Here is a 23,431-nt window from a genome sequence, read left to right on the forward strand (position 1 = left end):
GAGTATTGCCGTGCCGGCGGTCTCCGGGAGGAGAGGGCAGGAGCTGATTGGAGCTGTGCTTTCACGGTAAAATGCAGTCTTCGCGAAGAGAGAAAGGAAAACAGAGGGCTGTCTCCGGGAGAAAGGATGGGGTACCGCCAGGCTCCGGGGAGGGATCGGACCAGATTTTTGAAGGGCCGTGCTTCGGACAGGCATGTTACCTGCCGGACGTTAAGCTGCCCTGAAAGGATGAGCAGGGGAGAGACTGCCGCGTTCCATCACAACGGCGGCCTGTTTTGCCCTGCGGAGAGATGAAGGAAACAGTCTGTAACCGGGCATGAGCCCGCAACGATACGAGATGACCATGACAGGAACCCTGTACGCTGTGGGCGTGGGCCCCGGCGCTCCCGATCTGCTGACCCTGCGTGCCGTGGAGGCCCTGCGCCGGGTGGACGTGATCCTGGCGGCTGCCTCGCCGCGCAACGACTATTCGCGGGCGCTGGAGACGGCCCGTCCCCATCTGCGGCCGGACGTGCGCCTGCAGCGGCTGGAATTCCCCATGACCCACGACAGGGCCACCTTGCGCGCGGCGTGGGAAAAAGCGGCGGGCATCACGCGCGATGTGCTGCGCGGCGGCGAGAATGCGGCCTTCCTGACCATCGGCGACCCGCTGGTCTACAGCACGTTCGGCTACCTGCTGAAAACGCTCCGGCAGCTGGACGAGTCCCTGCCGGTGGAGATCATACCGGGCATCACGTCGTTCCAGGCGGCGGCCGCGCGTACCCGCACCATTTTGTGCGAAAGCCACGAGACCCTGTGCATCATCCCCGGTATCCGGGACGAAGAGAGCCTGACCCAAACGCTGGAGCAGGCCGATTCCGCCGTCATCCTCAAGGCCTACCGCAACTTCCCGGCCATCGTGTCATCCTTGCGCCGTAGCGGACGCCTTGAGAGCGGCCTCATGGCCAGTCATGTGGAGCAGCCCGAAGAGCGTCTGGCTCCCGTGACCACGGTGGCTGCCGAAGAGGGCACCCCGCCGTACATGTCCCTGATCTTGAGCCGGAAAGGTTCGGGACAGGACGCCTGAGCCCGTCCTGACTTTCGCGTCTGCTCCGCTCAGGCCTCTACTATGGAGATGGGGCCATCCTTATTTCAAAACAAAGGACGTCGCATGCTCAGGACATGTCTACAGCGCAGGCCCACACGATGCGCGGAATGGGGTGTTTTCTGCCGCACGCGTTGCATGTAACCGCGTGTCAGGCTCCCGTACCGCTGTCCGGCGTCGCGGATCGTCGGAGGGAAAAGCGTCGGGCGATGGCTTCTAGATGGCGTCCGTCCGTACCGCAGCAGCCGCCAAATATCTTCATGGCCGTCAGTTCCCGCAAGCCCAGCATGCCGTGGGCTAGGTCGTCCGGCGCGGAGGTCAGCAGGCTGGTAGCGTTGTCCATGACCGCATATTCCAGAGGTGCGGCATTGGCCTGGATGCCCTGAAAACGTCGCCGGACCAGCTCCGTACGGTTAACGGGCTGGAGCAGGGCCTTGCGGACGATGTCGGGATGCACGCAGTTGGTCATGTAGCACAGCGGGGGACGTTCCGTGCGGCTGTCGATGTGCTGGATGGCCGTATGCAGCGGGGTGCCGTCCACCAGCGTCCCCTTGTCCAACAGGGAGAAGCTGATGATATAGGGCAGGCAGGTGGCGGCCAGGGCCCGCGCCATGCCCAGGGCTTCCGGCAGGGTGGGCATGATGCCCGCGTACAGGAAATCCGCTCCGGCATCGGCCAGAATATCGGCTTGCCAAGCATGAAAGCGCCGGGCGTCCTCTTCGTCCAGAGCGCCTTCGCCCGTATAGGCATCTCCTTTGCAGCCCATCAGACCGCCGGTGTAGGTGGGCGTCCTCTCCCACCCTGCCTTGAGCCCGGCCAGCAGGGTCATGCAGTCGCGCAGCAGGCCCTCATCTTCCCCGGCCTGCCGCGTCCGTTCCCTGTTGGCCCGGCGGGTGGGCGTGGTAGCGAGGAAGGGTAGGCCGTAACGGACCGCTGTCTGCCAGTAGCCCTGCCAGAGTTCGCACAGGGCGTGGCGTCCGGCCTCACTGCGCACAAAGGCGGCCAGCGCTACATGCGGATCGGGCGTGAGAGCGTATTCCCGCTTGAGGCGTTCGCCCAACGCGCCTTCCAGCAGCAGGGCATCGTGACGTTCAAAACAGCGAACCAGGGACAGGGGCCGTTTTGTAGACGGTGGAGTGGTGGTGGGTTCCATGCCGAGGTTTTTTTTAGGCTTGTACGTTCGGGCTGCTGCCGTCGAAACGTCGCAATAGAGGTTTCCCGCACATGGGGCGGCTTATCTCATCAGTCAGCAGTCAGCGGCGGGGACCGGCCATCCGGGCCGGAGCAAAGTTTTTTGGAAGGGAGGGGGCGCGGGGGGAGGGAGGACCTTTTGTCCACAAAAGGTCCTCCCTCCCCCGCATCCTGCCTTTCTCTTCTAACAGATGCGCGGCAGCTGGGCGCCTTCGAGCATGCCCAGCAGGCGCTGGCCGCCGATGCGGGTACGCAGGCGCACCTGGCCGGGCTTGCCGTCTTCGGCCACGCGGCCGATGATAGCGGCTTCCTTGCCGTAGGGGCTGGCCTGCATGGCGCGCAGGGCGGCTTCGGCCTTGTCCTGGGGCAGGATGCAGATGCACTTGCCCTCATTGGCCAGATAGAGCGGATCGAGCCCGAGGAAGGAGCAGCCGTTGCGCACGCTCTCGTGCACGGGCAGCAGGCTTTCCTCGATGTCGATGCAGACGGAAGACTGCTCGGCGATCTCGTTGAGGGTGGTGGCCAGACCGCCGCGGGTGGGGTCGCGCAGGACGTGGACCTCGCCGCAGGCGGTGATGATGTCGGCGATCATGTGGTTGAGGGGCGCGGAGTCCGAGGCCACGTCGGTGAGGAAGGACAGGCCTTCGCGGCTGCCCATGACGGTGAGGCCGTGATCGCCTAGGGCGCCGCTGACCAGCACGGCGTCACCGGGACGGGCGGCATGGCCGGAGGGCACGGGAGAGGCGAAGATCTCGCCCACGCCGGTGGTGTTGATGAAGATCTTGTCGCACATGCCGCGCGGCACCACCTTGGTGTCACCGGTGACGATGTGTACGCCGGCGGTCTGCGCGGCAGCGGCCATGTCGGCCACCACACGGTCGAGGATGGAGAGTTCAAGGCCTTCCTCGATGATGCAGGCGCAGCTCAGGTAGCGGGGCCGGGCGCCCAGCATGGCCACGTCGTTGACCGTGCCGTGCACGGCCAGGGTGCCGATGCTGCCCCCGGCGAAAAAGAGGGGCGTGACGGTGTAGGAGTCCGTGCTCATGGCCAGCGGGCCCTTGATGTCCAGCAGGGCGGCGTCGTCCATGCGGTCCAGCAGGGGGTTGGAGAAATGGCGCATGAAGCACTGGGAGATGAGCCGTTGCGAGGCGCGTCCGCCGCTGCCTGCATCCAGCAGAATGCGATCGTCCATGATGATCCCGGTAGTCTTGGGGTTACGGCCGGGCGTCGCTGCGGCGCGGGCCGGAAAAAACGGGGAAGGTGCCCCTTCCCCGTCTGTCCAGAAGCAGGATGCTGCGGCTGTCCATGTTGGCGCTCAGGCTGATGCGGCATGGACAGCCGGAGAGATCCCGCTCCTAAGCCATATACTTGAAGTAGGCCGCGCAGCTGCCTTCGGTGGAGACCATGCAGGGCCCCACGGGGCTGGCCGGGGTACAGGCCTTGCCGAACAGGGGGCATTGCGGCGGCGTGATGCGTCCCTTGAGCACCTGCCCGCAGCGGCAGCCCGGCAGGGGCGGCACGTCCGGCAGGGTGATGTCGAGGCGCTTCATGGCGTCGAAGCGTTCGTAGGCGGGCCGCAGGGCCAGACCGCTGTGCGGGATGGGCCCCAGGCCGCGCCACAGGGCGTCGGACGGTATGAAGTAGGTCTCCAGCAGGGCGCGGGCGCGGGGGTTGCCCTGGTCGCTGACGGCGCGCTGGTAGGCATTGACCACGGCCGGGGCGTCGTCGCGGCGTTGTTCGGCCATGATGCAGAGGGCCTGCAGGATGTCCACGGGCTCGAAGCCGCCCACCACGGCGGGGACGCGGTATTCCGAGGCCAGGAAGCCGTAGGGCTCCAGACCGAGGATGGTGGAGACGTGCCCCGGCAGCAAAAAGGCCTGGACACCGCAGCCGTCCTTGTCGTCCAGCAGGGCGCGCAGCACGGGCGGGACCAGCTTGTGCAGGGAAAGTACGCAGAAGTTGTCCAGCTTGCGCTGCTCGGCCATCATGAGGGTGGCGGCCACGGTGGGCGCGGTGGTCTCGAAGCCGATGCCCAGGAAGACCACGGTGTCGCCGGGATTGGCGGCGGCGATGTTCAGGGCGTCCAGCGGCGAGTAGACGATCTCGATGCGGGCCCCCTGGGCCTGGGCGTGCTTGAGGCTGCGGCCGCCGGGGCCGGGCACGCGCAGCAGGTCGCCGAAGGTGGCGATGATGACGCCGTCACGACCGGCCAGATCGAGGAAGGCGGCCACTTCGGCGTCATGGGTGACGCAGACGGGGCAGCCCGGCCCGGACAGGTGCGTGACTTCCTTGGGCAGCAGGGAGCGCAGGCCGCTCTGGAAGATGGATACGGTGTGCGTGCCGCAAACTTCCATAAAGCGCAGCTCGCGGCCGTCCAGGGCCGTTTGCAGGCGGTCCAGCAGGGCGCGGCAGAGCGCGGGGTCCTGATAAGGAGAGCTCAGGGACATGGCAGGCCTCGGCTAGGGCAGCATGGGCGCGGCGTTGAGGCCGCAGTCCACGGGCAGGCCGCACATGAGGTTGGCATTGGCCAGGGCCTGGCCGGAAGCGCCGCGGCAGAGGTTGTCGATGGCCGAGACCACGATGAGGCGGTTGGTACGCGGGTCCACCACCAGGCCGAGGTCGCAGAACATGCTGCCGCGCACGAAGCGGGTCTCGGGCAGTTTCCCCTTGGGCAGCACGCGGACCCAGGGGCTCTGGGCCCAGGTCTCGCAGTAGGCGGCGTGCACTTCGTCCAGGGTGGTGCCGGGCTTGCGCAGGGTGGTGTAGATGGTGGACAGGATGCCGCGCACCATGGGCACCAGATGCGGGTTGAAGGAGACCCGCACGTCGCAGCCGGCGGCGCGGCTGAATTCCTGCTCGATCTCGGGGGTATGGCGGTGCTTGCCCAGACCGTAGGCGCGGAAGGTGTCGTAGACCTCGCAGAACAGGGAGGGCACCACGGGCTTGCGGCCCGCGCCGGAGGTGCCGGACTTGGAGTCGATGACGATGTTGTCCGGCGAGATCAGGCCATGCTTGAAGGCGGCGTACAGGCCCAGGATGGCCGACGAGGGATAGCAGCCGGGGTTGGCGATCAGGCGGGCCTTGGCGGCCTCGGCGGCGTAGAGCTCGGGCAGGCCGTAGACGGCCTCGGGCAGCAGCTCGCGGCGGGTGTGGGGCACATACCAGTCTTCATAGACATCGACATCGCGCAGGCGGAAGTCGGCGGAAAGGTCGATGACGCGGGTCCCGGCTTCCAGCAGTTCTCCGGCCATCTCCATGGCCTTGCCGTGGGGCACGGCCAGGAAGACCAGGTCGCAGCGGCGGGCGGCTTCCTTGGCATCGAAGATGCTGATGACCACGTCAGAACCGGGCAGGCCTTCGAGGAAGGGATAGAACTCGCCCAGGCGCAGGCCGGATTCGGTGCGGGAACAGGCCATCTCCAGTTTCATGCGGGGGTGGCTGGCCAGCAGCCGGGCCAGTTCCATGCCGGTGTACCCGGTGACGCCCACAAGACCCACTTTGAATATCTTCATCTCCCTCTCCTTTATTTGCTGTCCGGGCCGCATTTGATGACGTATTTCATGCGCAATTCGTAAAGGATGCTCTCCAGCATCTTGCGCTCCTGTTCGTCCAGCCCCTTGGTGGTCTTTTCATGCAGCATCTCCAGCATGCTGATGCTGTGCCGGGCAAGTTCCGGCTGCTGGCTGGTCTGGCCGGTCTCGGGGTCGGCCACTTCGCCCAAATGGACGAGGGCGGCGGACGCCAGGGAAAGGACGAAGGTAGAGAAGGTCACTTCCGGCAGGGGGCCCTTGCCGCCGCAGCCGCATTGGTTCTGACTCATGCTGTTCTCCTGCTGATGCGCTCCGGGGCCGTCCGGGGCCCGGGAGCGGTGCGGCCGCCGCAGCGGCCGCTGCTGTGATCTATCTGACGGCGGGGCAGCTCACGGGCGTGCCGGGCGCCACTTCGAGGGCGGCACGGTACACGGCCAGGCCCTGTTCGAGGTAATTGCGCGCGCCGATGTAGCCGCCGGCGTCCACGATGCTGCGTTCCAGGGCGTAGAGGCCCGCGGCCACGTCGGCCCAGTCCACCCAGCCCATGTGGCCGATGCGCACGATGCGGCCCTTGAGCTGGTCCTGTCCGCCGGCCATGTAGACGCCGTGCTTTTCGGCAGCCAGGCGCAGGACCTCATTGCCGTCCACGCCTTCGGGCAGCAACACGCTGGTGATGCCCCAGGCGAAGTCCTCGGGCGCCAGCAGTTCCAGGCCCATGGCCTTGACGGCGGCACGGGTGAACATGGTCAGGGCCCACTGTTTGCGGTAGATGGCGTCCAGACCGCCGGCCAGCAGCATCTTCAGGCTCACGTCCAGGCCCACGATGAGGTTCACGGGCGTGGTGAAGCGGGTCTGGTTCTTGAGCACGTTGTCGCGCTCGCGGCACAGGTCGAAATAGAAGCAGCCGGTGCCGGTCTTTTCGGCCTTTTCCCAGGCACGGGCGGAAAGGGCCAGCAGGGCCAGGCCGGGAGGCAGCATCAGGCCTTTCTGGGAGCCGGTGACCAGGCAGTCCACGCCCCACTGGTCCATGGGACAGGGGGAGAGACTGACGCCGGAGATACCGTCCACCACGCAGAGCACGTTGCGGGTGCGGGTGATGGCCGCCACCTCGCGCACGGGATGGAGCACGCCGGTGGAGGTCTCGGACATCTGGATCAGCACGCCGCGGATGTCGGGATCGGCATCCAGGGCGGCCGCCACGTCCCCGGCCTTGACGGCCTGGCCCCAGGGGGCGGACAGCACGGTGCATTCCAGACCGCGGGAGCGGGCGATCTCCACCCAGCGTTCGCCGAACTTGCCGGCTTCGGCCACCAGCACTTTCTCACCGGGGGCGAACAGGTTGTAGACGGCGGCGGTCATGGCGCCACTGCCGGAGCAGGACAGGGGCAGGACGGGCTGCGTGGTGCCGAAAAGCTCGCGCAGGTGGCCCTGCACGCGCTGCATGACTTCCTTGAACTGGCTCTTGCGGTGGTGGATCATGTCCTGGGCCAGCGCAAGGCGGACTTCTTCGGGCAGGGGCGTGGGGCCGGGGGTCAGGAGGCGTTTTTTGTTGAGCATGATGCGTCCTTTATGCGCCGCTTACGGCAGCAGATGCGCGATGAAACATTTGAGATAGGCCGTCTCGGGCATGGCGGCATGCACGGGATGGTCCGCACCCTGTCCGCCCGCATAGAGGATGCGGGCCTGCCACTTGCGGCGGGCGGCGGCCTGCTGCACGCAGGAACGCAGGGACTCGGCGGGCAGGTGGTGTGAACAGGAACAGCTTACAAAGACACCGCCCGGCGTCAAGAGCTGCATGGCCAGGGCATTGATCTTGCGGTAGGCGGCCAGGCCCTGGGCAAAGTCCTTGCGGCGTTTGATGAAGGCGGGCGGATCGAGACAGATGAGCGAGAAACGGCGGCCCTGGGCATCCAGTTCGGCCAGACGTTCGAAGGCATCGCCGCACAGACCTTCGATGGCCTTGGTGCGGGCCAGTTCGGGCGCGTTGCGGGCCGCGTTCTCCGTGGCCAGGGCCAGGGCCTGCGGTGAGGCGTCCAGGAAGGTCACGGAGCGGGCCCCGGCAGCGGCGGCCGTCCCGCCGAAGCCGCCGGCGTAGCAGAAGATGTCCAGCACGTCGGCGCCCGCGGCGTAGCGGGCGGCCTCGCGGCGGTTGCGGCGCTGGTCATAGAACCAGCCGGTCTTCTGGCCACCCTGCAGGGGGGCCCGGAAGATGCAGCCGTTTTCCGGCACTTCCAGCACATCGGGCACCGGGCCCTCGCTTTCGTTCTCGCGGGACAGACCTTCCAGCGAACGGGCGGCGATGTCGTTGTCCCAAAGGATGGAGCGGGGCTGCAAAAGTTCGCCCAGCACTTCGCGCAGCTCTTCCTTGCGGGCTTCCATGCCCCAGGTGCCGACCTGCACGGTGAGGTGATCGCCAAAGCGGTCCATGACCAGGCCGGGCAGCAGGTCGCCTTCGCCGTGGCACAGGCGGTACCAGGGCTGGTTGTAGAGGCGCTGGCGCAGGCCCAGGGCGCTTTGCAGGCGCTGGCGCAGCAGGTCGGCGTCCAGGGGCAGGTCGGCCTTGCGGCTGTAGAGGCGGGCGCAGATGAGCGAATGCGGGTTGACGAAGACGCTGCCCAGCACGGCCCCGCGCGCGTCGCGCAGGGTGGCGTTCTCGCCGGGCTCAAAGTCGGGCAGGGGACTTTTGGCGCTGTCTATCTCGTTGCTGAAAATCCACAGGTGGCCGGCACGGATGCGGCGGTCTTCCTCTTTTTTCAGCCAAAGTGTCTTCATGGTAACTCCCGATGGGCAAAAAAGTTTGACGGCGCGGGCAGGAGGCATCCTGTCCGATGCCGCACAGATGACTATGGCTGAAAAAAGGATTTTTCGCCAGCACCATGATGCCCCTGTGCCCTGCGGGAGGGGAGCCTGGCCCGGTGCCGGACGCGTCCGTGCCGTGTGTCGCGGGCATGAAAAAAGGAACGCTCCCCAAAGGGAGTGTTCCTGTCAGTCAGGGCAGGGCCAAAGGAGCGGCGGGCCCCTGCGGCCGGTCAGGGCCTAGTTGGCCGTAAGGGCCTTCATCTGCTCCAGCAGGGACTTTTCGCCGGGCGTCGCGGTAAATACCAGCATGCGGCCCAGAGCGGCGGCATCGATGAACTGGATCCAGGGCATGACCCGGGCCGGGTCCTCGCTGCGGATGGACAGAGTGCCGGGGCGGGCCAGGAAGGTCTGGATGGCTTCCGCATCCCGGGGGTCATTGAGATCGCTGCTCAACGAGGCGCCCAGCATGGGCATCATGGCTTCCATGGCCTCGGGACGGGGATCGATATTGTAGGCCAGGACGGCCGTCAGGCCGTGGTCGTGCAGATCCAGCGACAGGTCGGAGATGGCGGCATCCATCATGCTCGGGTCTTCACTGAAGAAGTTGTAGGCATAGTCCAGATCGACCAGGCCTTCCAGGCTCAGGCGGCCCGTCTGGCGCAGGCAGCTTTGACCGGCAGCATCCGGCTTTTCCAGGGTGTCGTCCTGCCACTTGAGGGCGATGCGTTCCTTGCCCGGGATGGCGATCATCCCGCGGAGGGGCTTCGTGGAAAAGTCGCAGGTCAGGCTGCTCTTGAAATGATGGGGGGCGAGCCCCAGCCAGTCGAACCGCATCTCGCCGGCATGGAACAGGTTCTCGTTCTTCCTGCCGGGCGATTCGATGATGTCGACTTCCTTGACAGTCAGCTGACCAAAGAAGGGCCGGGTCATCATCTGCTTGCCGGCGGCATCCTTCTGGGGCCGCGCGATTTCCATAAGAAGGGCTTCGAGCTGGAGCTGGAATTCGTCGATACCGGTGTCACCGGTACGGCGGACAAGGCTGAGGAAACGCCCGAACCAGTCGGCGTCGGGCAGGAAGATGTCGCGGCTCTCCAGCTTGTCCATCTTGAGCGCGCCTTCGGACCGGATGGTGACCTCGGTGGCATCCATGGTCATCCGCTTCCAGGTGCGGCGGTCCACGCCTTCGATGCTGACGGCGGCGATGGAGCTCTGCATCTGCTCGTCGGGAACCGTGTTGCTGATGCGGATGGGCCCGTAGGTGACCTTTTCCGCGATGGCGGCGATCATGAGTTCGCCCTCGGGCACCTGCTGCCCGTCCAGCAGACGCTTGAGCACGGCGGCGTCCATGGCCACAGGACCGGAGGAGAGCCCCTCCACCGTGCAGGTCACGGAATCCCCCGGTATCAGAGACTTCTCGATAAGATCACGCCCCGTGGCGCTGGAGAACAGGGGCGCGTCCCCTGTGGCGGGCAGGATGCTGTCCCGCAGGAAGGGCACGCAGGCCAGGACGAAGCGGGGGCTGAGCGTCAAGGAGATCTCTTTCAGGGTCGTGTCATACGTGCGCTGGTCAGAGAGATGGATGTTGCCGAGCTTCAGGGTGAAGCTCAGGGGATTGATGTCCACCGTCTCCACGCTGCAGATGGCGGCATCAGGATTGGCAGTGCGCAGGACATCCCGGACGGCCTGTTCCACCAGGGGCTTGCAGGCGAACAATCCTCCCACGACGGCGAGGACACAGATGATGAGTGCGGCCAACAGGCCTTTCGCTGTTTTGGACATGGCAGTAGTTCCTTGGGCAAAAAGGATGGATGGCCACCTGTGAGGGTGGGGCTTTTTTCAAAATAGCCGGGCTCCGGCTGCTTGTACAGAAAAAATGCCCAGGGGGCGCGGGGAACGGAAAGCGCCGTGGCCCGGAGGTCACGGCGCTTCATCGTCAGGGAAGGGGAAGGGCTAGTCCACGCGGTGGTGGCAGCCGATGCTGTTCTTGTTGCGCATGGCGGCCTGGGTGATGACGTAGGCCGTCTGGGAGCCGTGGAAAAGATCCACCAGCGGCTTGGAGATGCGCGTGCCCTTGTAGAAGTCGTGGATGTGGCGCACCAGATCGCGCATATCTTCGAAAGCCCGGCGCAGGCGGGCCTTGGAGCGCGAGATGCCCACATAGTTCCACATGGTGTTGCGGATGTTGGCCCAGTCCTGGGCCACCAGGGCCGGGTCATCGTGATGTTCGTTGCCTTCGTGGCGCCAGTCGGGGATGGCGGCCGCCAGCGCGCGGGGGATGGCTTCGCGGCCGGAGGCGGTGATGCGCGCCAGATGCTGGCCGCAGCTCTGGCCCCAGACGGCGGCTTCCAGCAGGGAGGTGCTGGCCAGACGGTTGGCGCCGTGCAGGCCGGTGCAGGCGCATTCGCCGATGGCATACAGGCCGGGCATGGACGTACGGCCGAAGGTATCGGTGAGGATGCCGCCGCAGAAGTAATGGGCCGCGGGTACCACGGGGATGGGCTCCTTGCGGATGTCGATGCCGATCTCGAGGCACTGGTTGAAGACCGTGGGGAAGCGCGTGGGCAGATCCTGCTTGACGCCGCTCACATCCAGGTACAGGCAGGGCACGCCCCGGCGCAGCATCTCTTCCACCATGGCCTGGGCCACTACGTCACGGGGGGCCAGGTCGCCGCGTTTGTCGTGGCGGAGCATGAAGGCATCGCCTCTGTCGTCCAGCAGGCGGGCGCCTTCGCCGCGCATGGCCTCGGTGATGAGCGGACGGCGGTAGCTGCGTTCCTCATACAGGGCCGTGGGATGGAACTGCATGAATTCCAGGTTGGCCAGTTCCACACCGGCGCGGAAGGCCATGGAGATGCCCGCCCCCACGCAGCCGGGAGCATTGGTGGAGTGCAGGAAGACCTGCCCCACGCCGCCGGTGGCCAGGACGGTCCAGTCGGCCAGGATGGTCTCGGGCTCGCCGGTCTCGGCATTGAGCACGTAGGCCCCCAGACAGCGGTTGGTGACGCTGTAGCGGTACTGGGAGTTCTTGGCGTGGTGGTGGGTGGTCAGCAGGTCGATGGCCGAATGGTTGTGCAGGCAGGTGATGCGCGGATGGATCTTCACCTGGGCCGCCAGGCCGTCCATGAGGGCGCGGCCGGAATAGTCGGCCTTGTGGAGGATGCGGTGGGCACCGTGGCCGCCTTCGCGGGTGAGGTTGTAGGTGCCGTCTTCGTTACGGTCGAAATCGACCCCGGCGCGTTCGATGAGCACATTGTCCACGCAGTCGGGCCCCTGACGGCAGAGGAAGCGCACGGCGCGGTTGTTGTTGTAGCGGTGGCCCGCCACGAGGATGTCGTGTTCCAGGGCGCGGGCTTCGGCGTCACGGGGGGTATCCGCGGCCTTGTAGATGATGCCGCCCTGGGCCAGGGGGGTGTTGCCGTCGTCCAGGTCGGGACCGGCGTTGATGAGCAGCACGTCACGCCCGGCATCGGCCAGGGTAAGGGCGGCAGTACAACCGGCGATGCCGGAACCGATGATCAGGATGGTGACGTGACGACGTGTCGAGCTCATCTTGACTCCTTGTTTCTTGCGCTAGCGTTGGGCCGCGCATACCTGGAGCATGCGGGTCAGGGATGCCCGGGCGGGCGCCAGCTGCTCGTCCTGCAATGTCATGATGGGGGCTGTGCCGGCAGCGACGCCTTGCAGGCAGGCCAGCAGGTTCTCTTCGGTGACCTTGGCCATGTCGGGGCAGATGGCGGGCGCCAGGGGTTCGATCCGGCAACGTCCGGCGAAACGGTCACGCAGGCGGTGGACGAGGTTGGTCTCCGTGCCGATGACCAGGGTGCCGCCTTCGCCGGCGGCCTTTTCCGCTTCCTTGATGAGGTAGGAAGTGGAACCGGAGCCGTCGCACAGGCCGATGAGCTCGGGACGGCATTCGGGATGGGCCAGCACGCGGCAGCCGGGATGGGCGGCCCGGGCGGCCTGCACGCTTTCGGGACGCAGACGGCCGTGGATGGCACAGCAACCCGGCCAGAGCAGCAGACGGCGGCTGGCGGCGGCGCTGCCGGGCCGGCGTTCGCTTTCGGCCAGACCGTCTTTGCCGCTCAGGCGCAGCACATGCCAGTCATCGGGGCCCAGCCCCAGCTGCAGGCCCGTGTTGCGGCCCAGATGCTTGTCGGGCATGAAGAGCACGGCACCGTCGGGCCCGGCTTCTTCCAGGGCCCAGGCCAGCATGGTGCGGGCATTGGCCGAGGTGCAGACCGCCCCGCCGAATTCGCCCACCACGGCCTTGAGCGCCAGGGTGGTGTTCACATAGGCCAGGGGCACGATCTTGCGCCCTGTGGCCTGCAGTTGCAGCAGTACGGTGCGGGCGAGCCCGGCCGGCGTCATGAGCGACATCATGCAGTTGGCGTCCCAGGCGGGCAGATGCACGCTCTGGCCCGGTTTGGCCAGCAGGGCCGCGGATTCGCCCATGAAGTACACGCCGCAGAACACGATATGTTCGGCATCGATGCCTTCGATGCGGCGGGCCAGTTCCAGGGAGTCCCCGGTCACATCACAATGCCGCACCACATCATCATGCTGGTAATGATGCCCCATGATGCACAGGCGGTCGCCCAGTCCTTGCTTGATGGCCGTAATGGCGTCGGAGAATCGAGACATGGTTTCCTTCGGGTTGGGGATGATCAGGCGTTGGCCAGGGTCATGCTGAAGTCGGCAGCCACGGCGGAATGCGTCAGGCGGCCCACAGAAATGAAATCGGGATGGCGGGGGCCGGTAAGGGCGATGTCGCGGATGGTCTCCAGGGTCACGCCGCCGCTCACTTCGGCCTCGATGTGGGCGGGCACCAGTTCCAGGGCCTGGCCCAGCAGGGGGACGCCCATATTGTCCATCATGATGCGGTCGGCCCCGGCGGCCACGGCCTCACGCACATGGTCGAGGGTGCGGCACTCCACTTCGATGGGCGGGCAGGGGGAGTAGGTCTCACGCAGGCGGGCCACGGCGCGGGTGATGGAACCGGCGGCGTCGATGTGGTTGTCCTTGAGCATGAGCATCTCCACCAGATTCTTGCGGTGGTTGCAGCCGCCTCCGGCCTGGACGGCGTATTTTTCGGGCCAGCGCAGGCAGGGCGTGGTCTTGCGGGTATCCAGCAGGCGGACCCCGGTACCTTCCAGCTCGTGCACGTAGCGGGCCGTGAGGTTGGCGATGCCCGAAAGGTGGGTGATGAAATTGAGGATGACCCGCTCGGCCTTGAGCAGGACGATGGCCGGGCCATCCATGCGGACGACCTCGGTCATGGCCGGGACGGTGGAGGCTTCCTCCACCAGCATCTCCACGTGCGGATCGGCGCCCATGACCTCGAAGACCTCGTGGATGACGGGCAGGCCCACCACGTGGGTGTCTTCCTTGGCGCGGATGACGGCATGCATGGGCGCGTCGGCGGCAAAAAGGCCTTGGGCGGTCAGGTCGGGGCCGTCCTCATCCAGGGCCAGTTCTATGGAGCGACGCAGGTAGCGTCGGCCTTCGTCGGAAAAAAACGTGCTCCAGGGTGTGAACATTCTTCTTGTCCCGTCTATGGTGTGCATGGTAAGCCCTGCGCATAAGCACGGCATTACATAGTGATAAATGGCCCGTTGGGGCGCGTCAAGTTTGAGAGCTTTTTCACAACAGCGCAGCAAAAAAGCATTCTTTTTGTCACGAAGATGCTGTATGATACCGCCGTGTTGTGGGAGAAGTCCGTCGGGCAGGCAGAGGCCCGGCACGCGTACAGACGAGGGAGCTGATTGCCATGAGTGAACAAGAGAAGACCCAGACCGCAGACGACCGGCCGCAGATGGCGAACCCGATCCCCGAAGATGACGGGATGGCGGAAGGACATGGCATAAGCATACCCGAGGCCTGCCGCGAGCTGGGGGACGAGGCCGAATTCGTCCACCCCGCCGACCTTGCCGACCATCTGGAGAACCTGAGCCTGGAAAAGCAGGTCTGCGCCCTGCGCCACATGCCCACGGAAGACGCCGCCGAGGCCCTGGCCGAACTGGAAGGCAGTGTGGCCGTGGACGTGCTGGAGAACCTGGATGCCGACGTGGCCGCCCAGATCATCGCCGAGATGGAGCCCGACGACGCCGCCGACGTGCTGGACGAGCTGGACGAGGAACACCGTGACGTCCTGCTGGGCAAGCTGACGCGCGAAGACTCCGAAGAGCTGCGCAACCTGCTGAATTTCGACCCCGACTCCGCAGCCGGTGTCATGAACACCGAGCTGATCCTGCTGGAAGAGAACATGACGGCCGACGAGGCCATCACCCACATCCGCAGCGAGATGGAGGACAAGGAAAGCCCCTACTACGCCTATGTGGTGGACAAGAACGACAAGCTGGTGGGGGTGCTTTCGCTGCGCGACTTGATGCTGGCGCGCCCCGGGACCATCGTGGGCGATGCCGTGTCGGGCCAGAGCGTGGTCTCCGTGCCCTATGACATGGACAAGGGCGAAGTGGCCAACCTGCTGTCGCACTACAACTATCTTGCCATGCCCGTCGTGGACTACGAGGGGCACATCATGGGCGTGGTGACCTATGACGACATCATGGACATCATGCACGAAGAGGCCAGCGCCGACATGCTGGGCATGGTGGGCGCCGACCCCGAAGAAAGCGTGGACACCCCCTGGAAGGAGAGCGTGCGCAAGCGCCTGCCCTGGCTGGTGGTGAACATGGTCAATTCGGCGCTCTCGGCATCGGTGGTCTACATGTTCGAGGGGTCCATCGCCCAGATGGCCGCCCTGGCCGTGCTCATGCCCATGGTGGCCAACCAGGCCGGGAACACCGGCCAGCAGGCTCTGGCCGTCATGATTCGGCAGCTGGCCACGGACCGCTTCGAGACCAAAAAAGCCTGGATGGCCGTGCTGCGCGAGGCCAAGATCGGCCTGGTCACGGGCCTTTTCATGGCCATGCTGGCCCTGTGCGGCGCCTGGGGCTTCACAGGGAACCCGCTGGTGGGTATGGTCATGGCTGGTGCGCTGCTGTGCGACATGATGCTGGGCGCGGTGGCCGGTGGTTCCATCCCCCTCATCTTCCGTGCCCTGGGGCGTGACCCGGCCCAGGCTTCCAGCATCTTCCTGACCACCATCACAGACGGCGCGGGCTTCTTCATCTTCCTCGGGCTGGCCACCATGTTCCTTTTCTAGGCCTGCCCGTACACAACGCAAAGGCAGGTAGCCATGCACGACGTTTGCCGCATCCTGCTGGTGGACGATCACAAATTGCTCATGGAGGGCATCCGCAGCCTGCTGGCCCCCCACAGCCATTTGCGTGTGGCCGGCATGGCCCCCGACGGCAAGGAAGCCGTGGGCCTGGCCGCCACCCTGTCTCCCGACCTGGTCATCATGGACATCTCCATGCCGGGCATGAACGGCGTGGAAGCCAGCCGCGCCATCCTCCAGATCCGGCCCGAGACGCGCATCCTCATCTATACCGGTCACGAGGACCAGCGGCATCTGCTGGAGCTCATCCAGCTGGGCATCATGGGCCACGTTTGCAAAAGCGATCCGCCGTCCGTCCTGCTCCAGGCCATCGATGCCGTGCGGCAGGGGGAGGTCTTCCTCAGCTGTGCGGACCCCGGCGGCTGCATGGCGGCCCTCATGCGCCAGAACCGCCAGCGCCTCAGCCCCGCCGAGGGCGGGCCGGACATCGGCATGCTCTCGCCGCGCGAGAAGGAGATCTTCCGCCTGCTGGCCGACGGCTACAGCGTCCGCCAGATAGGGGATGCCCTCAACATCAGCCCCAAGACCGTGGAGACCCACAAGTACAGCGTGCTGACCAAATTGCGCGCCAGCTCCATCAACGAACTGACCAAGATGGCCATCCGTCTGGGCCTGGTCTCGCTATAGCCCGGTTTTCGGGCCTGTCCTTCCAGAGCCTTCCCTGTGTGGTCCCCTTCCGGCCGTCCCGTGCGGCAGGGCTTGCAGGGGGCGTCTCCTTCCTCTCGGGGCCTGCCGCTCCAAGCCCTCTCTTGCCGTGGCGGACTGCCTTCCCGGCAGACTTCCCGCTCTTGCTCCGATCACCTGCCATATCCGCCGACCATGTTTGCTTGGGGTGCCCGCGGCAACCCTGTCTCGATCCTGCGGCTGTCCCTGCCGTGGTACGTCATAACGGCAGCGGTCTTGTTCCCGTATGCCTGCCCCTTTCCGGGCAGGAGCGGGATAAAAGCCGGCATACGCAAGGCCCTGCGGGAGCATGGCGTTGGCGCAGCAGGCCTTACGCCGGAGTGGAGGCGTCCCGGGCTGTGTCTTCAGGAACAGGCCCGCCCCAGAGCGAGGCCTTCAGGTACTCCAGAAAGACCCTGGCCGGTTTGGAGAAGAGCTGCTGCTTTTTCCAGGCCACGTTCAGGCCCACTTCCATGGCCGGACGCAGGGGGCGGAAGCAGAGCGGACCGTTTTCCGGCAGGCGGATGATCCTGTCCAGGCAAAGTGCATAGCCCATGCCTTCCTCGACCATGATCGAAGCACTGTAGAGCAGGTTGTAGGTAGCCACCACCTGCAGGGCATCGTGCGTTTCGCCCAGCCAGCCCGCGACTTCGTTGTTGACCATGTTCTGCCGGGAGACCAGCAGGGGCAGGCCGCGCAGGTCGGCAGGCGTGATGGACGTCCGGGCTGCCAGCGGCGCGTCCTTGCGCATCAGGACGCCCCAGCGGTCCTTGACCGGCAGACGGAAGAACTCGTAGCCCGCAAGATCCACGGGCTCGATGAAGAGGCCGAAATCCACCAGATCCCGGTCTATCTTTTCCATGACGTCCTCGGCATTGCCGCTGAAGATGTGGAAGGTCACGTGCGGGTGATCCTGCCGCATGCGGCGCGCGGCCCGGGCGAGGAGACGTATGGCGTCGGTCTCGCCGCCGCCGATATGGATGTCCCCGCTCAACAGCTCGTCCGGCGCCCTGAGTTCCGCGGTGGTCTTTTCCAGCAGGCTGAGGATCTCCTGTGCCCGTTTGCGGAAAAACGTACCTTCCTCCGTCAGGGTGATGCTCCGTTTGCCGCGCAGGAAAAGCGTCTTGCCCAGCTCTTCTTCCAGCTCCTGCATCTGCCGGGACAGGGTGGGCTGGGTCACGTGCAGGGCCTCGGCAGCAGCGGAGATGGTCTTTGCCTGCGCGACCGCCAAGAAATAGCGGAGGGTCCTCAATTCCATACGATGCTCCTTTGCCGGGATGCAGGTGGGGCGTCTGCGGCTGGTGCCATTACCGTCCGCCCCGGTCAGGGACGGCGGAAGACCGGCACGTTTGGCCGCATGGCCGGAGAGCGGATACAAAAAATCCCCGCCGGGCGGGGCTGGATGCGGCAGGGGCCTGACCAGAGAGGATACAGGCGCCTTTTGCCCTTGTCCATGTCCGTACCGGAAGGGGGACTTTCCGGGAAAGGGACATCCGGGAGAGGGGCCCCGCATGGTGCGGGGCCTGCCTCTTCCCGGAACCTCCCTGTGCGGCAGCGGGACTTATTCGTCCTGGAGGGCGGCGCCCCGCTGGGGATCGAAATCGTTTTCCGTGCGGGAGATGAAGATGGCCGCGGTGGCGTCGCCCAGCACGTTGATGGTGGTACGCGCCATATCCATGACACGGTCGATACCGGCCACCAAAGCGATGGCTTCCAGCGGGATGCCCACATGGGTGAAGATCATGGAGAGCATGATCAGGGCCGCACCGGGCACGCCCATGGTGCCCACACTGGCCAGCAGGGCGATGAGCAGCACGGAGATCTGCTGATCCAGGGGCAGGGGCATGCCGTAGATCTCGGCGGCAAAGATGGTCACGATGCCCATGTAGATGGCCGTGCCGTCCATGTTGATGGTATTGCCCAGCGGGATGGAAAAGCTGGAGACGCTGCGGGAAGCGCCCAGCTTCTGCACGCTGGTCAGGTTGGTGGACAGGGCGGCGGCGCTGGAACAGGTGGTGAAGCTGGTGAGCAGCGGGGCGCTCAGGCCGCGGAAGAAGGTGCCGGGCTTGAGACCGGCGTAGCGGATACAGGGCAGGTAGGTGATGATGACGTGGATCAGACAGCCCAGGTACATGATGCCGATGAGCTTGATGAGCGGCAGCAGCACTTCCAGACCGTGGTTGGACACGGTGTAGGCCATGAGGGCGAAGACACCGATGGGCGCGTAGAGCATGACCATGCTGGTGACGCGGATCATGACCTCGCTCATGGCGTCGAAGAAGGCGGCGGCAGGCTTGGCCTTATCACCGCACAGGCTGATGGCCATGCCCACCAGCACGGCAAAGAAGATGATCTGCAGGATGTTGCCCTTGGCCAGGGCGTCCACGGGGTTCAGGGGCACGATGCCCATGAGCACCTGCACCAGCGAAGGCGCGGCCACTTCCTTGGCGCTCAGGTTGGCGGTGGAAAGGTCGAGCCCCACACCGGGCTGAAAGATATTGCCCAGGACAAGGCCGATGGCCACGGCCAGGGCCGTGGTGGCGAAATAGAAGACCAGCGTCTTGGCGGCGACCCGGCCCAGACGGCCTACATCGCCCACACTGGCGGCGCCGGAGACCAGGGTGGCCAGCACCAGGGGCACGACGACCATGCGGACGAGATTGATGAACAGGTCGCCGAAAGGCTTGAAGAAGGCGGCACTGATGCCCAGCTTGGGGGCCAGCGTGCCCACCAGTATGCCCAAAACCATGCCGATGCCCATCTGCAGGGGCAGGCCCATTTTCTTGCGCTCATAGGAACCTCACTGCGTGTTGCGTAATGTCACGATACTGTTGCCGACAGTAAGCAAGATTCGTTCCGCGCGCAACGTTTTCCTTGTCTGGGGATATGGCCGGGGAAGATCCCGTGCGCACGTCACAGCGGGCAGCGCATGTCATACCAGCAGGCCTGGCCGTGCTGGCTGTCGGAACGTCCCAGCAGCCGGAAGCCCAGCGCGCTGTAGAAGGGGATCAGCCGTTCCTTGCAGGTGAGGACCACAGCTTCCTTGCCCCGCTGCCGGGCCACTTCCAGAAAATGGCGCACCAGGGCGGCACCGATGCCCTGATGCTGCCGCTGCGGATCCACCACCAGGCCGAAGACGGCCTGATGCGGGGCCTCCTCACGATGCAGTCCGGCATCGTGGTAGAGCTCGTCCCGGCAGGTGTCGAAGTCGGTCATGCAGCCGTTGATATGGCCCACGATGGCGCCGTCGTCTTCGGCCACGAAAAAGCAGTGGGGAAAGACGGCAAAACGAGCGGCAAAGCTTTCCGGCGATGCGGCTTCGGCAGGGGGAAAGCCGCGTGCTTCCAGGGCGGCGATGGCGGGCAGGTCTTCGGGACGGGCTTGTCTGATATGCATGGGAGCTCCTGGGCGGGGCCCGCCGGAGCGGACCGTGAGGTTGATGAGGGGCCGTCGCGGGACGGGATGAAGGTCGGGAAAATACGGCAGCCTGCTGAACGAGGCCCTTTAGGGCGGGCATCAGGGACGCATGGGGTCCTGTACGCGTGCTGCGAGAGGGTGGAAGGCCGCTCTCCTTCCGCGACAAGATGATCCACGGCGGTGTCCGTCAGCTCCTGGGCATCACGGGCACCGCCGGAAGAGAAAGGGACCTTACCTCAAAGGATGAATGCGCTAGGCCGCCTTTTCCATGAACAGGTTCCTGCGGGCGGCTTCGTGCCGGATCTCCTTGCGGTAGCTGTCGTGCTGGCGCAGGTAGAAGGCCAGCGCGTTGGCGAAATTGTCGCCCAGCAGGCCGTCGAGGACCTGGCTGGAGATCTCGCGTTGCAGGCGCAGCAGGGAATGCAGGGCCAGGATGCCTTCCACTTCTTCCGTGGGCATGCTGCCCAGGCGACGCCAGAAGATGTCGTGCGAGCGGGGCAGATAGTACCACATGTACATCAGGTCGAGCAGATGGACGATGGCCTGCCGGGCGGCGTTGGGATCCTTTTCCAAAAGCTGCTGCCAGAACTCGCGGGGCTGATCCTGCATCAGGCGCCGGATGGTGGCCTGGGGGAAGAGCAGGGCCAGCTTCACGAGATTGTTGAAGATCTGGGTGAACTTGCTGTCATACTCCAGGGAGCGCATGCGCAGGTACATATTGCGGTCCGCAAAACCTTCGATGACGGCGGCCACGATGTCCGAGGAGCACTTGGAGACGATGGCGGCGCAGTTCTGCAGGGCGCCCACCGGATCGGCGATGCCCAGCCAGACGAAGCAGACCAGCAGCCCCTTGCCCAGCACGATGGACAGGGGGATGGAGATGGCGCTGCGGAACAGGTTGCCCACGACGGCTTCCTTGGGCAGGCCGCGGAAGATGTTGTGCCCTGATATGTAGACGCTGTTGATCATGGCGATGACCGTATAGACCGCCAGCTCGTTGTTCTGGACCGTGATGCCGAGCCAGTCCTCCAGCAGCCACATGCGGACGACCACCTCCAGCAGGGGGACGGATATGCCCGTGTAGAGCAGCGAGTCCGCCATGCGGCTCCAGCTCACATAGCGGTTCCAGGGCAGGAGCATGGAGCGGCAGAAGGCCCCGCCCCCCACCATGGATTGCAGGACGTTGCGCACGGCCGTGATGGCGAACCAGAGCAGGGCGCCGATCCAGGTCAGGATCCACCAGCTGTCCACATACCAGAAGGCCCACTGCGCGGGGATGAAGCCCAGCAGCACCTTGAGCACGTTCACCAGATTGCTGTTGAAATAGTGGACGTTCCAGGGCGTGGCGGCATCGCGCATCATGCTCACGGGGTCATGCTGTTCCGCATTGATGCCGCGGGAGTCCACGCCGCCCAGGGTCACCAGGTTACCGCCGTCGGGGCTGATGGTGGTGGTCTTTTTTTCCAGCTCCCAGCCCCGGACCACGCGACAGCCCAGATGGTGCAGCAGGGGCAGGCGGCGCAGGGCCTGGAGCCAGCGCGGCAGGGTCGCGGGCTCGTGATAATGGGTAAAGCCGTAGATGTCGGTATGCACGGGCAGGGTCAGGCGCTGTCCGCTCTTTTCATGGCGCAGGGCGGCCCGGGCCTGCGGGGGCAGGGTCTCGGTGAAGACCAGGCCCATGCCGTGCGTCATGTGGGAACGGCTGGTGGAATCCGTGCCGATGCGCGAGCCAAGCCACGAGAGCTCGTAAAAACTCCGCAGCTGGGCCAGGTTGTCCTGCACCTCCAGCAGCAGTTCCCGGCGGGGGGAATCTGCGGGTTCGTCCTGCACGATCCGGCGGACCACCTGCTTGAGGCGCAGGGGGCTGCCCTCGTTGATGGCCCGCTGCAGTTCGTTGATGGCCTCGATATGCGGCAGCTGGCCCTTGGACCAGGTGCGCAGGTTGAACAGTTCCAGATGGGTGATGAGTCCTTTGCCGCGCCAGAGCAGTTCCAGCGTATCCTGTACGTTCAGTCCTTCCAGGCCAAGGATCATCTGGCAGGGATGCAGGGGCACCAGGGACTGCAAAAGGACTTCGGGATCGCGCAGCAGCACGGGGGGAAGATCCTTGTGGGGCGCCACGGGGAACAAAATGTCCGGGTTGGCCTGCGGTCCCAGCCATTCCTGGCGCAGGCTGTCAGGCATGAGGCCCTCTATGGCTTCCAGACGGGCGCGCAGGCGGGCGGCTTCCTCGTCCGTGCCCTCCCTCCGGGGATCGTTGCGGAGCTCTTCCAGGGCCTGTTCCAGGGCGGGCTGCCATTGCTGGAGGATGTATTCGGCCAGATGCAGGGACGATGGCTGGCGCTGGCCCACGAAAGCCAGGAACGCGTCCGCATCCAGCGGAGGCGGGGGCGGGACTTGCAGCTTTCGGGCCAGGTTACCCGCATGTTTCTGGTTCCAGGCCTGGAGCAGGCGCAGGACATGCTGGCGCATCCACTGGTTCACCGTGGCGTATTCCTTGAGGATGGCCGCGATGTCCGGACGCTGGAGCAATTTGATGAAGGCCCGGCTGCTGTGGACATTGAGCGGCGACCAGGTGAATTCGATGAGCTTGTCGTGGAAAGTGGCCCGGAACTCGATGCCGATGCGCACGGTGATGCCCATGATGCGGGCCGCGCGCAGCAGTTCGCTGGCCGCTTCGGGGTCCACGGTATTGTAGTAGACGACCGTGATGAAGCGCAGCCCCTTGAGCCAGGCATCCATGACCAGATGCGTGGGGCTCTTGCGGCCCTTGGTGTTGGCATCATGGACGTGATGGTCGAAGGCCTGCTGGTTCCAGGCTTCGGGCATCTCCAGCAGGTGGTAGCGGCGCAGCAGCGAGCGGATGACATGGGGCGTGCCGCGCACCGCCTGATAGAAATCGTGGGCCAGCGGCAGCTGGATATGGACGTGCGGCGCGGCGCGGACCAGGTCCTTCATGATCTGGATCAGGACGCGGGCCGTGTTCTTCTGCAGGCTGGACAGGGCGGAGTAGAGGACCTCGTCATGCAGGCGGCGCAGGGCCTGCAGGCGTTCCTGCGGGCCGCGGGCCTCCAGGCTCTCCAGCAGGATGATGACGGCGCGGGCGATGCGCATGCCCGGGTCCGTGGTCAGCTTGATGATGCCGCGCGGGTGCAGGCCTTCTTCAGGCTGGGCCAGGCTCATGGACATGTTGCGGGCGGCCACGAAACTGTTGACCAGCTGGATCAGCTGATGGTCCTGCAGATCGAACAGCCAGGACGCTTGCTTGTCCGGGCCGGAAGTGGTGACGGCATTGGCCGAATGTCTGGTGGCGCACATGACGGTTCCCTCGATTGGTGGAGATGCGGGCGGCACTGGGGGCGGCCGGCGGCCGCACGATATGCCGGGCTGTCCCTCCCGGTGTGAAAGAAGAAAATGTGACAAATATCGTCGGGGATTGCAAACGGATGAGGTCGGGATGCCCAAGGGGGACGAAAGGACGGCCCGGGGCGGATGCAAGGCAGGAAG

General features: G+C 65.4%; 18 protein-coding genes. 3 read left to right on the forward strand and 15 right to left on the reverse strand.

Translation table 11 applies throughout. From position 1 onward, the window contains the following. Window positions 1–343: 343 nt before the first annotated feature. Window positions 344–1,066, forward strand: coding sequence for a precorrin-2 C(20)-methyltransferase (cobI, locus tag DESPIG_RS01665; RefSeq protein ID WP_040369061.1), 723 nt, complete (start codon window positions 344–346; stop codon window positions 1,064–1,066). Between the two features lie 169 nt (window positions 1,067–1,235). Here cobI and DESPIG_RS01670 read toward each other — a convergent pair whose 3' ends face one another. The 11 genes from DESPIG_RS01670 to nadC all read right to left on the reverse strand — a co-directional run bounded on the left by DESPIG_RS01670 (window position 1,236) and on the right by nadC (window position 14,141). Next, window positions 1,236–2,237 carry a homocysteine S-methyltransferase family protein gene (locus tag DESPIG_RS01670; RefSeq protein ID WP_006004272.1) on the reverse strand — a complete coding sequence of 334 codons (1,002 nt, stop codon included), beginning with the start codon at window positions 2,235–2,237 and terminating at the stop codon, window positions 1,236–1,238. 222 nt (window positions 2,238–2,459) lie between these two features. Beyond that, entirely contained in the window at window positions 2,460–3,467 is a 1,008-nt protein-coding gene (gene hypE / locus DESPIG_RS01675; RefSeq protein WP_006004273.1) for a hydrogenase expression/formation protein HypE, read from the reverse strand. A 163-nt stretch (window positions 3,468–3,630) separates the two neighbouring features. Beyond that, window positions 3,631–4,722, reverse strand: coding sequence for a hydrogenase formation protein HypD (hypD, locus tag DESPIG_RS01680; protein WP_006004274.1), 1,092 nt, complete (start codon window positions 4,720–4,722; stop codon window positions 3,631–3,633). A 12-nt stretch (window positions 4,723–4,734) separates the two neighbouring features. Continuing rightward, window positions 4,735–5,787, reverse strand: coding sequence for an N-acetyl-gamma-glutamyl-phosphate reductase (gene argC / locus DESPIG_RS01685; RefSeq protein ID WP_040369044.1), 1,053 nt, complete (start codon window positions 5,785–5,787; stop codon window positions 4,735–4,737). An 11-nt stretch (window positions 5,788–5,798) separates the two neighbouring features. Then, on the reverse strand, window positions 5,799–6,095 hold the full coding sequence (locus tag DESPIG_RS01690; protein WP_006004276.1) for a DUF1844 domain-containing protein: 297 nt from the start codon (window positions 6,093–6,095) through the stop codon (window positions 5,799–5,801). 79 nt (window positions 6,096–6,174) lie between these two features. After that, the gene (locus DESPIG_RS01695) at window positions 6,175–7,362 is read right to left on the reverse strand and encodes a pyridoxal-phosphate-dependent aminotransferase family protein (protein ID WP_006004277.1); all 1,188 of its coding nucleotides are present in this window, start codon (window positions 7,360–7,362) and stop codon (window positions 6,175–6,177) included. Window positions 7,363–7,383: 21 nt separating this feature from the next. Then, complete coding sequence (locus DESPIG_RS01700) at window positions 7,384–8,577, reverse strand: class I SAM-dependent rRNA methyltransferase (RefSeq protein ID WP_006004278.1); 1,194 nt, start codon at window positions 8,575–8,577, stop codon at window positions 7,384–7,386. A gap of 264 nt (window positions 8,578–8,841) precedes the next feature. Continuing rightward, window positions 8,842–10,383, reverse strand: coding sequence for a hypothetical protein (locus tag DESPIG_RS01705; RefSeq protein WP_006004280.1), 1,542 nt, complete (start codon window positions 10,381–10,383; stop codon window positions 8,842–8,844). A 171-nt stretch (window positions 10,384–10,554) separates the two neighbouring features. After that, entirely contained in the window at window positions 10,555–12,153 is a 1,599-nt protein-coding gene (gene nadB, locus DESPIG_RS01710; protein WP_006004281.1) for an L-aspartate oxidase, read from the reverse strand. 21 nt (window positions 12,154–12,174) lie between these two features. Then, window positions 12,175–13,245, reverse strand: a complete 1,071-nt coding sequence (gene nadA / locus DESPIG_RS01715; protein WP_006004282.1) for a quinolinate synthase NadA — start codon at window positions 13,243–13,245, stop codon at window positions 12,175–12,177. Between the two features lie 23 nt (window positions 13,246–13,268). After that, complete coding sequence (gene nadC / locus DESPIG_RS01720) at window positions 13,269–14,141, reverse strand: carboxylating nicotinate-nucleotide diphosphorylase (RefSeq protein WP_006004283.1); 873 nt, start codon at window positions 14,139–14,141, stop codon at window positions 13,269–13,271. 305 nt (window positions 14,142–14,446) lie between these two features. On the opposite strand from nadC, the gene mgtE reads away from it, so the two are divergent. Beyond that, window positions 14,447–15,769: a magnesium transporter gene (gene mgtE / locus DESPIG_RS01725; protein WP_239463818.1), complete on the forward strand. Its 1,323-nt coding sequence runs from the start codon at window positions 14,447–14,449 to the stop codon at window positions 15,767–15,769. 33 nt (window positions 15,770–15,802) lie between these two features. Beyond that, window positions 15,803–16,471 carry a response regulator gene (locus DESPIG_RS01730; protein WP_006004287.1) on the forward strand — a complete coding sequence of 223 codons (669 nt, stop codon included), beginning with the start codon at window positions 15,803–15,805 and terminating at the stop codon, window positions 16,469–16,471. A 367-nt stretch (window positions 16,472–16,838) separates the two neighbouring features. Here DESPIG_RS01730 and DESPIG_RS01735 read toward each other — a convergent pair whose 3' ends face one another. The 4 genes from DESPIG_RS01735 to DESPIG_RS01750 form a co-directional block, all read right to left on the reverse strand. Then, window positions 16,839–17,765, reverse strand: coding sequence for a LysR family transcriptional regulator (locus DESPIG_RS01735; protein ID WP_006004289.1), 927 nt, complete (start codon window positions 17,763–17,765; stop codon window positions 16,839–16,841). Between the two features lie 303 nt (window positions 17,766–18,068). Beyond that, window positions 18,069–19,286, reverse strand: a complete 1,218-nt coding sequence (locus tag DESPIG_RS01740; RefSeq protein WP_006004290.1) for a dicarboxylate/amino acid:cation symporter — start codon at window positions 19,284–19,286, stop codon at window positions 18,069–18,071. Between the two features lie 134 nt (window positions 19,287–19,420). Continuing rightward, window positions 19,421–19,903 carry a GNAT family N-acetyltransferase gene (locus tag DESPIG_RS01745; RefSeq protein WP_006004291.1) on the reverse strand — a complete coding sequence of 161 codons (483 nt, stop codon included), beginning with the start codon at window positions 19,901–19,903 and terminating at the stop codon, window positions 19,421–19,423. A 273-nt stretch (window positions 19,904–20,176) separates the two neighbouring features. After that, window positions 20,177–23,242, reverse strand: coding sequence for a hypothetical protein (locus tag DESPIG_RS01750; RefSeq protein ID WP_006004293.1), 3,066 nt, complete (start codon window positions 23,240–23,242; stop codon window positions 20,177–20,179). Window positions 23,243–23,431 lie beyond the last annotated feature (189 nt).

It is taken from the genome of Desulfovibrio piger ATCC 29098 (genome assembly GCF_000156375.1).
Lineage (GTDB): Bacteria > Desulfobacterota > Desulfovibrionia > Desulfovibrionales > Desulfovibrionaceae > Desulfovibrio > Desulfovibrio piger.

What these genes read in the sequence shown, in the direction of transcription:
- cobI (WP_040369061.1), top strand. Translation starts at nt 344, where the DNA reads ATGACAGGAACCCTGTACGCTGTGGGCGTGGGCCCCGGCGCTCCCGAT.
- DESPIG_RS01670 (WP_006004272.1), bottom strand. Translation starts at nt 2,237, where the DNA reads ATGGAACCCACCACCACTCCACCGTCTACAAAACGGCCCCTGTCCCTG.
- hypE (WP_006004273.1), bottom strand. Translation starts at nt 3,467, where the DNA reads ATGGACGATCGCATTCTGCTGGATGCAGGCAGCGGCGGACGCGCCTCG.
- hypD (WP_006004274.1), bottom strand. Translation starts at nt 4,722, where the DNA reads ATGTCCCTGAGCTCTCCTTATCAGGACCCCGCGCTCTGCCGCGCCCTG.
- argC (WP_040369044.1), bottom strand. Translation starts at nt 5,787, where the DNA reads ATGAAGATATTCAAAGTGGGTCTTGTGGGCGTCACCGGGTACACCGGC.
- DESPIG_RS01690 (WP_006004276.1), bottom strand. Translation starts at nt 6,095, where the DNA reads ATGAGTCAGAACCAATGCGGCTGCGGCGGCAAGGGCCCCCTGCCGGAA.
- DESPIG_RS01695 (WP_006004277.1), bottom strand. Translation starts at nt 7,362, where the DNA reads ATGCTCAACAAAAAACGCCTCCTGACCCCCGGCCCCACGCCCCTGCCC.
- DESPIG_RS01700 (WP_006004278.1), bottom strand. Translation starts at nt 8,577, where the DNA reads ATGAAGACACTTTGGCTGAAAAAAGAGGAAGACCGCCGCATCCGTGCC.
- DESPIG_RS01705 (WP_006004280.1), bottom strand. Translation starts at nt 10,383, where the DNA reads ATGTCCAAAACAGCGAAAGGCCTGTTGGCCGCACTCATCATCTGTGTC.
- nadB (WP_006004281.1), bottom strand. Translation starts at nt 12,153, where the DNA reads ATGAGCTCGACACGTCGTCACGTCACCATCCTGATCATCGGTTCCGGC.
- nadA (WP_006004282.1), bottom strand. Translation starts at nt 13,245, where the DNA reads ATGTCTCGATTCTCCGACGCCATTACGGCCATCAAGCAAGGACTGGGC.
- nadC (WP_006004283.1), bottom strand. Translation starts at nt 14,141, where the DNA reads ATGTTCACACCCTGGAGCACGTTTTTTTCCGACGAAGGCCGACGCTAC.
- mgtE (WP_239463818.1), top strand. Translation starts at nt 14,447, where the DNA reads ATGGCGGAAGGACATGGCATAAGCATACCCGAGGCCTGCCGCGAGCTG.
- DESPIG_RS01730 (WP_006004287.1), top strand. Translation starts at nt 15,803, where the DNA reads ATGCACGACGTTTGCCGCATCCTGCTGGTGGACGATCACAAATTGCTC.
- DESPIG_RS01735 (WP_006004289.1), bottom strand. Translation starts at nt 17,765, where the DNA reads ATGGAATTGAGGACCCTCCGCTATTTCTTGGCGGTCGCGCAGGCAAAG.
- DESPIG_RS01740 (WP_006004290.1), bottom strand. Translation starts at nt 19,286, where the DNA reads ATGGGCCTGCCCCTGCAGATGGGCATCGGCATGGTTTTGGGCATACTG.
- DESPIG_RS01745 (WP_006004291.1), bottom strand. Translation starts at nt 19,903, where the DNA reads ATGCATATCAGACAAGCCCGTCCCGAAGACCTGCCCGCCATCGCCGCC.
- DESPIG_RS01750 (WP_006004293.1), bottom strand. Translation starts at nt 23,242, where the DNA reads ATGTGCGCCACCAGACATTCGGCCAATGCCGTCACCACTTCCGGCCCG.